Source organism: Nonomuraea deserti, from assembly GCF_004348685.1.
Classification (GTDB): Bacteria; Actinomycetota; Actinomycetes; order Streptosporangiales; family Streptosporangiaceae; genus Nonomuraea; species Nonomuraea deserti.
In genome coordinates, this window is the sequence record NZ_SMKO01000296.1 from 1 (window position 1) to 8481 (window position 8481).

Genomic DNA, 8481 nt, shown 5'->3' on the forward strand with positions numbered 1-8481 from the left:
CCCCGACACCAGCGCGAGCCCCGGCCGGCCCGCCGCCGCGGCGGTCTCCGCCGCCCGCTCCAACTCGGCCAGCTCACGAGTACGCCCCACGAACGGGTGCCCGGCCACACCATGATCACCCCCCGCCGGAACCTCATCAGGACACCCCGCCGAACCCTCACCGACCGACTCCCGAGCACGACCGGCCGGGCCGTCCCCGGTCGGGCTATCGCAGGCCACGACAAGGTCCTCGCGGTGCGATGTGGTGCCTCGCCCCGTCCGGGGACAGCCGGTCGTGGGGCCCGCCCAGCCTTCTCCCGTGTGGTGGTGCTGAAGCGAGCCGGGCGGGGGCGTCAGGTGGGGAGCTTGAGCGAGGATGTCGGATTCCAGGGTGCGCAGTCCGGGTCCGGGGTCCACGCCGAGCTCGTCGCGCAGGACACGGCGGGCACGGCGGAGGGTGGCGAGGGCGTCGCCTTGACGGCCCGTGCGATACAGGGCCAGAGCCAGCAGCCGCCAGCCGTCCTCGCGCAGCGGGTGGGACGCCACGTGCGCCTCCAGATCGGGCACCGGCTCCGCCGCGGGCCCCGAGGCCATGGCCGCCTCGGCCCGGCGTTCGACGGCCAGCAGCCGCAGTTCTTCCAGCCGGGCCGCCTCCCCGCGAGCCCACGGCAGCTCGGCGAACTCCGCGTAGGCGGGCCCCCGCCAGAGCATGAGTGCGTCGCCGAGGAGACGGCAGGCCTGGCCGGGTTCGCCGGCGGACAGCAGGCGGGTGGAGGTGGTGACGGCCTCCTCGAAGCGCCAGGCGTCCACGGTCTCGGGAGTTGCGCGCAGCGCGTAGCCGGGCGCGGCCGTGACCAGCAGCCGGGCGGGCGTGCGCGGTGGGCGGCCCGGCTCGAGGGCCTTGCGCAGCGCACCGACGAAGGTCTGCACGGCGCCCAGCGCGCCCTCCCCCGGAGACTCCCAGAGGTCGTCGATGAGCCGGGCGACCGGCACGACCCGGCCCCTGGCGACCAGCAGCCGGGCCAGCACGGCGCGGTGCCGCGGGCCTTTGAGGTCGGCCGGGCCGCGCTCGTCGCCGGCCTCCAACGGGCCGAGCACCCCGATCCGCAACATCGCACCCCAATGTATCCGCCCTGGTGGGCCCGGCTGAGCCGGCGCTGATCGGGTGCTGATCGGCGGGCGGCAGGTTGGGGGCGTACGGCAGGACCCAGAAGAGGAAGGCCGAGATGACACCGGAGATCACCGCATTCGCCCGGCAGCGCGTCACCGTCGCCGACGGCGTGGCGCTCAACGTCGCGGTGGGCGGTTCTGGCCGCCCCGTCGTGCTGCTGCACGGCTTCCCGCAGACCCACCTGATGTGGCGGCACGTCGCCGCCGACCTGGCCGCCGATCACACGGTCATCTGCCCCGATCTGCGCGGTTACGGCGACAGCGACAAGCCGGCGGGCACCGGGGACCGGTATTCCAAGCGCACCATGGCCGCCGACATCGTCGCCCTGGCCGGGGCGCTCGGGCATGAGCGGTTCGCGCTGGCCGGCCACGACCGGGGCGCTCTGGTCGCCGTCCGGGCCGGGCTCGACCATCCCGGGGCGATCACGCACCTGGCCGCGCTGGACGTGCTGCCGACGCTCGACATGTGGGAGGTGATGCACGGCGTCTCGGCCGCCGTCGGCTTCCACCTCTATCTGATGGCCCAGCCGCCGGGCCTGCCCGAGGCCATGATCGGCGCCTCGGCGGACGCGTTCTTCGGCCATTTCCTCGACGTCTGGGCGAGCGACCCGGAGGCGATCCCGCCCGGCGTGCGCGCCGCGTACCTGAGGGCGTCGCGCGAGGCGGTCCCCTCGATCGTGGCGGACTACCGGGCCTCGGCCACCATCGACGTCGAGCACGACCTGGCCGACCGGCGGGCGGGCAACCGGCTTCGGATGCCGGTGACGGTGCTGCAGCAGGACTGGGGTGCCGCGCTCGGCTACGACGCCGCCGACCGGTGGCGGGCGTGGGCGCCGGACCTGGTGCACGAGACGGTGTCGTGCGGGCACTTCATGGCGGAGGAGGCACCGGCGGAGGTGACCCGGGCGCTGCGGCATCTCCTGGCCAGGTGAGGGGCTCAGCCCGGGGTCGCGCGTCCAGGGACACGTCCCGACAGCGGCACGGCCGCGGGCTGGCGCGCGTTCAGAGGCACGTCCTCGCGGCGCTGCGGGCGCGCCTCACCTGACAGGTCCCGCGTGATCTGTTTTCGGTAGATTCACGATGGATCAGCCCGTCGTCGAGCGGACCAGAGGATCACGTGAGCATTCCCGACCTGACCGACGTCCATCCCGCGTGGCTTCCCCCCGGCGCGTTCCGCGCGGTCGGCGCGCGCCGCGTCCTCGTGCTCGGCGACGGGCTCCTCACCGGCACCGTGCGGGAGGAGGCCGGGCAGGCCTGCGCCCGGTACGGCGGCGCCCTGGAGCAGGACGCGACGGGATCCCCCGACCTCGTGCTCGCACTCTCCACCGCGGCTCCCTCCCTGCCAGCCGCGCGTGAGGTCCTGGCCGGGCAGGGCGGATCCGCCATCGGCGAGGAGGGCTACCTGCTCGCCCGCCGCGATGGCGTCACCGTGGTGCTGGCCGACGATCCGGCCGGCCTGCTCTACGGGCTGTTCCACGTGGTGAGATTGGGTGAGGAGGCGTTCGCGGGCGAGCGCCCCGCCGAGCGGCACCGGCCCGCGGCGCGCCGGCGCATGCTCGACCACTGGGACAACGTCGACGTGCACCCGGTGATGGGCCAGGTCGAACGCGGCTATTCCGGCGGGTCGATCTTCTGGCGGGACGGCGGCCCCCGCGGCGACCTGGCGAGGGTACGGGCCTACGCGCGGCTGCTGGCCGCGACCGGCGTGAACGCCATCACGGTGAACAACGTCAACGTGCACGCCACGGAGGCCCACCTCCTGACCGACCGGCTCGGCGACGTGGCCGCCGTCGCCGACGAGGTGCGCCCGTACGGGATCCGGGTGCACCTGTCGGTCACCTTCGCCTCGCCGATGAGGCTCGGCGGGCTGCCCACCGCCGACCCGCTCGACGAGCGGGTGCGGGAGTGGTGGGCGCGCACCACCGAGCAGGTGTACGCCACCATCCCCGACTTCGGCGGGTACGTGGTCAAGGCCGACTCCGAAGGCCAGCCGGGCCCCTTCGCGTACGGGCGCAGCCACGCCGACGGGGCGAACACGCTGGCCGACGCCCTGGCCCCGTTCGGCGGGGTGGTGCACTGGCGGGCCTTCGTCTACAACCACCGGCAGGACTGGCGCGACCGGTCGACCGATCGCGCCCGCGCGGCCCACGACCATTTCGCGCCGCTCGACGGGCGGTTCAGGGACAACGCGATCCTGCAGGTGAAGCACGGCCCGATGGACTTCCAGACGCGCGAGCCGGTGTCGCCGGTGATCGCGGCCATGCCGTCCACCCGGCTGGCGGTGGAGCTGCAGGTGACACAGGAGTACACCGGCCAGCAGCGGCATGTGTGCTATCTGGCGCCGATGTGGCAGGAGGTGCTCGGGTTCGGCCCGTGGGGCGCGGGCGGGCGCACCGTGGCCGACGTGGCGACCGGCGAGTCGGGCGACGGGGGCGGCCTGGTCGCGGTCTCCAACGTCGGCGACGACTTCTACTGGACGGGTCACCCGCTCGCCCAGGCCAACCTGTACGCCTTCGGACGCCTGGCCTGGGACCCGCGGCTGGAGCCGGCCGCCGTCCTCGACGAGTGGATCGACCTCACGTTCGGGCCGGCGGCGGGCGGTGACCCCGGGCCGCTGCGGCGCACGCTGCACACGATGATGGACGGTTCGTGGCGGACCTACGAGCGTTACACGGCGCCGCTGGGCGTCGGGTTCATGGTCCGTCCCGGGCACCACTACGGCCCCGACGTGGACGGCTACGAGTACACGCCGTGGGGCACGTACCATTTCGCCGACCGCGACGGCGTCGGCGTCGACCGCACCCGCACCTCGGGCACCGGGTTCACCGGCCAGTACCCGCAGCCGTGGTCCGACGTCTACGAGTCGCCCGGCACCTGCCCCGACGAGCTGCTGCTGTTCTTCCACCACGTCCCGTACGGGCACGTGCTGCACGACGGCACCACGGTCATCCAGCACATCTACGACACCCACTTCGCCGGGGTCGAGGAGGTGGCCGGGAGCCGGCGGCTGTGGGAGCAGGCGGAGCCCGGGGACCCGGCGCTGCACGCGCGGGTGAAGGAGCTCCTCGACGAGCAGCTGCGCTGCGCGGAGGAGTGGCGCGACCAGGTCAACGCCTACTTCTTCCGCAAGTCGGGGGTGCCCGACGCAAAGGGCCGGCGCATCCCGTGACGCGGCGGCGCGTCAGGCGGTGAACCTCTCCCTGATCTCGTCGATCATCGGGCGGCTGTTGCGCAGCAGCGCCGCCGCGAACAGGACGGCCAGGAGGGTCACCGCCGCCTCGGTGGCGACCAGCGTGAGGCCGGCCGCCACCACGAGGAGGCAGAGGTTGCTCACGGTGGCGCCGGGGAAACGCACGAGCGAGTACGACGCCAGCCGGGCGACGTCGGCCGCCCGGAACTCGAACAGCGAGGTGATCACCAGCGCGGCGGCGGCCCAGAGCGCCGCCGCCACGGCGACGGCGACGAGCAGCACCGCCCACCAGCCGGGGACGCCCGCGGCGGCGAAGTTCGCCAGGTTCGTCCCCACGATGGCCAGCCCCGCCAGCCACGGCGCCCAGATCTTCATGACCCCCGCGACGTTGCCCCGGTAACCGCGCCAGAACGCCGCCGCGGGACGCAGGTCCGCCAGGTCGGACCGGCGGTGGCGCAGCGCGTAGAGGGCGGCGGACAGCGCCGGGCCGGCGGGCAGCGCGCACAGCGCGGCCAGCGGGACGTTGCCGGCGTCGCGGTCGAGCAGGACGAGCGCCGCCAGCCCGGGCGCGGCGGTGACCAGGAACAGCAGCTCGACGACCAGCAGGGTGTAGACCAGCGCGGCGACGCGCGAGAGCGGCCCCGTACCGAACCGCCGCTCCGCGGGCGCGTCGCTCATCGGGAGGGCTCCACTCAGCCGTGTTCCTTCTTGAACCGTTCGTAGGCGGTGTTGACCAGGTTGATGTAGGACGCCATGTTGTTGCCCTCCAGCTCCTTGACGTAGGCGTCCCACTCGCTGAGGTCGCGCTCGCCGAGGATGAACTTGAGCGTCTGCTGGGTGACGAAGTCCTTCAGCGGCGTCTCCCACAGCGTGGCCTGCTCGCGCTCCTCCTCCTTCAACGGGTGGGGCGGATCGACGGGCCAGGCCTTCCTGGTGTTCATCACCTTCTGGAACTCCAGCTCCTCCTCGGAGAAGGTGGACTCGAGCAGCTTGGTGGAGCCGCCGTAGGCGAACACGCCGTTGTGGAAGCCGAAGTCCTTCTGCAGGTGCTTCGACGCGTCGGGGTTGAGCCCGACGAAGTCGACGTCGTCGGCCAGCTTGTAGCCGCCGGAGGCGTCCTTGGTGAACGTCGTGCCTTCGACGCCCCACTTGGCGAACTCCAGGCCCTGGTCGGAGTACCAGAGCCAGTCGACGAACTGCATCATGGCGACGAAGTTCTTGTTCTCCAGCGCCTTCTTGGAGATCATGACGCCGTTCTCGAGCCGGGTGCCGATCTTGTAGTCGCCGACGGGGCCCATGGGCACCGGGATCTTGGCGATCCTGGCGTCGGGGTTGGCCTTCGTGAGCGCGCCACGGAACTCGTTGACCAGGGTCTGCGCGTTGCAACTGATCACGAACGACTTGCCGGAGATGAGCTTCTGGTCGGCCTGCTCGTCCTGCTGGGTGAAGGCTTCGGGGTCGAGCAGCTTCTCCTTCACCAGCTTGTGCAGGTATTCGATCATCTGCCGGTACTGCGGCATGGCCCCGGTGTAGACGAACTTGCCGGCGGTGGCGTCCCAGAAGGCGTGCTGGTACTCCCAGCCGCCCTTGGTGCCGTAGGCCTGGGCGACGAGCTTGAGCAGGTTGCCGCCGGGCGTGGGGATGCCGAACCGGTCGGTCATGGGGTAGAGATCGGGATATTTCGCCTTCATGGCCTTGAGTACGGTGTAAAGCTCCTCCCAGGTCTTCGGGACCTCCAGGTCGAGCTCTTCCAGGATGTCCATCCGCACCGCGAGGGTGTAGTCGACCCAGACGTTCTCGTGCAGGCCGGGCAGCAGGTAGATGCGGCCGTCGGCCTGCCGGAGCGTGTCGAGCTCCGGCTCCAGCTTCCACTTGGCGACCTTGTCCTTGAGGTTCGGCATCAGGTCGAAGTACTCGCTGACCGGCAGGACCGCCCCCGAGGCCACGAAGGCCTCCTCCTGCGGGTGGTACGTCTTCGGGATGATGAGCGGGGCGTCCCCCGCGCCGATCATCAGGCTGCGCTTCTTCTCGTAGTCGCTCAGCGGCACCGCGACCGGCTTGAGCGTGACGTTCGTGCGCTTGGTCAGCTCTTCCCAGAACAGCCAGTCGTTCTTCAGCGGATAGAACGGGTGGTTGTTGTAGAGCACGTCGAACGACACCGGCTCGGTGGCCTTGAACTGCTGGTTGACACCGTAGTCGGCCATCGCGCCCGCCTTGTTCGCGGACTGGGCGGCCTGCTTCGGGGCTTCGTCCTCGCCGCAGCCGGCGAGGACGAGGGTGAACGCACCCAAGCCGATGATCGCCTGACGCCGTGATAGTTCGCGCATTGGGGTTCCTTTGCCGTGTCCGGGGGGTTGTAGAGGCGTGAGGAGGCTAACCCTTGACCGCGCCGAGCATGACTCCGGAGACGAAGTACCGCTGGACGAAGGGGTAGACCGCGAGGATGGGCAGCACGGTGAGCATGATCGTCACCGACTGGATGTTGGCCGCGACCTGCGTGAGGTCCGCCGCGCCGGCGCCGGCGTTCTCGGCGCCGGTGGCGCCCGCGATGATGTTGCGCAGATAGACGGTGACCGGGAACAACTCCGTCCTGTTGAGGTAGAGGAACGCGGAGAACCACGAGTTCCAGAACGAGACCGCGTAGAACAGCACCATCGTGGCGATGACCGCCTTCGACAGCGGCAGCACGATCCGCCCCAGGATGCCGTAGGTGTTGAGCCCGTCGATGGCGGCGGCCTCTTCCAGGTCGCTCGGCAGGTTCTCGAAGAACGCCTTCATGACCAGCAGGTTGAAGACGCTGATCGCGTTGGGCAACACGATGGCCCAGATGGAGTTCGTCAGCCCGAGGCTGTTGACCAGCACGTAGTTGGGGATGAGGCCGCCGTTGAAGAACATCGTGAAGACGGCGACCCAGATGAGGAACGTCCTGCCCTTGAGGTGCCTCTTGGACAGCACGTACGCGTAGCAGGTGGTCAGCACCATCGCGATGGCGGTGGCGACGACGGTGTAGACCACGGTGTTGCGGTAGTTCGTCCAGAACATCGGGTCAGCGACGACGATCTGGTAGGTCGTGAGGTTGAACCCGCGCGGGATGAGGTTGACCTCGCCCGACAGGATGTACCGTTCCTCGCTGAAGGAGCGGGCGACGATGTTGATGAACGGATAGAGCGTCACGACCACCACGCCGGTCAGGACGACGGCGTTGACCGCCTGGAAGGCTCGGTAGCCCCGGCTCTTGGCGAGTGTCACCACAGGCTCGTCCCCACTGCTCGACGGGAGATCAGGTTCGCCGACAGGATCAGGGTCAGCCCGATGATGGCCTCGAACAGGCCGATCGCGGCGGCGTAGCTGAAGTTGCTGGACTCCACACCCATCCGGTAGAGGTACGTGGAGATCACGTCGGCGGTCGGATAGGTCAGGGGGTTGTAGAGCAGGAGCACCTTCTCGAAGCCGACGGCCATGAACGTGCCGATGTTGAGGATCAGCAGGGTGACCGCCGTCGGCCGGATGCCCGGCAGGGTGACGTGCCAGATCTGCCGCCACCGGCCGGCGCCGTCGATCCTGGCCGCCTCGTAGAGCTGCTCGTCGATGGTGGTGAGGGCGGCGAGGTAGAGGATCGTGCCCCATCCGACGGTCTGCCAGATCTCCGACGAGATGTAGATCGTCCGGAACCACTCGGGTTTCTGCATGAACGCGACGGGATCGTCGCCGAACGCCCGCACCAGCTGGTTGACCGGCCCGTCGATGGCCAGCGTCTGCATGACGATGCCGGCCACGACCACGATCGACAGGAAGTGCGGCAGGTAGGACACCGACTGCAGGAACCTCTTCAGCCCGCGGTTGCGGACCTCGTTGAGCAGCAGCGCCAGCACGATGGGCAGCGGGAAGCAGAACAGCAGGGTCAGCCCGCCGAGTATCGCGGTGTTGGTGAAGACGTTCCAGAACGTGGGGTCGTTCAGGAACAGGTTCACGTAGCGCAGGCCCACCCATTCCTCGCCCAGCACGCTGCCGCCGGGCTCGAACTTCCGGAACGCGATCACGTTGCCGATCATGGGGGCGTACCGGAAGACGGCGAAGAACAGCAGCGGGAGGATGGCCAGCGAGTACAACTGCCAGTTGCGGCGGAACGCCCCGCTCCAGGA

General features: G+C 70.2%; 7 protein-coding genes. 2 read left to right on the forward strand and 5 right to left on the reverse strand.

The window, feature by feature from the left end; all coding sequences use genetic code 11:
• A partial coding sequence (locus tag E1292_RS48035; protein ID WP_165975142.1) for an AfsR/SARP family transcriptional regulator occupies nt 1–1092 on the reverse strand: 1092 nt, incomplete at its 3' end.
• A gap of 113 nt (nt 1093–1205) precedes the next feature.
• Here E1292_RS48035 and E1292_RS48040 point away from each other — a divergent pair.
• Together E1292_RS48040 and E1292_RS48045 are read left to right on the forward strand one after the other, a co-directional pair.
• A complete protein-coding gene (locus E1292_RS48040; protein WP_132606486.1) occupies nt 1206–2081 on the forward strand; it encodes an alpha/beta fold hydrolase in 876 nt (291 codons plus the stop codon).
• Nucleotides 2082–2266: 185 nt separating this feature from the next.
• Entirely contained in the window at nt 2267–4318 is a 2052-nt protein-coding gene (locus tag E1292_RS48045; protein WP_246090945.1) for an alpha-glucuronidase, read from the forward strand.
• Between the two features lie 12 nt (nt 4319–4330).
• Here the strand turns inward: E1292_RS48045 and E1292_RS48050 are convergent, their stop codons facing one another.
• The 4 genes from E1292_RS48050 to E1292_RS48065 all read right to left on the reverse strand — a co-directional run.
• Nucleotides 4331–5017: a YesL family protein gene (locus E1292_RS48050; protein WP_132606487.1), complete on the reverse strand. Its 687-nt coding sequence runs from the start codon at nt 5015–5017 to the stop codon at nt 4331–4333.
• Between the two features lie 14 nt (nt 5018–5031).
• Entirely contained in the window at nt 5032–6666 is a 1635-nt protein-coding gene (locus E1292_RS48055; protein ID WP_132606488.1) for an ABC transporter substrate-binding protein, read from the reverse strand.
• Between the two features lie 46 nt (nt 6667–6712).
• Nucleotides 6713–7588 carry a carbohydrate ABC transporter permease gene (locus E1292_RS48060; protein WP_246090947.1) on the reverse strand — a complete coding sequence of 292 codons (876 nt, stop codon included), beginning with the start codon at nt 7586–7588 and terminating at the stop codon, nt 6713–6715.
• Nucleotides 7585–8481 (reverse strand): ABC transporter permease (locus tag E1292_RS48065; RefSeq protein ID WP_132606490.1); only part of this gene is annotated, 897 nt, incomplete at its 5' end. The genes E1292_RS48060 and E1292_RS48065, both read right to left, overlap by 4 nt.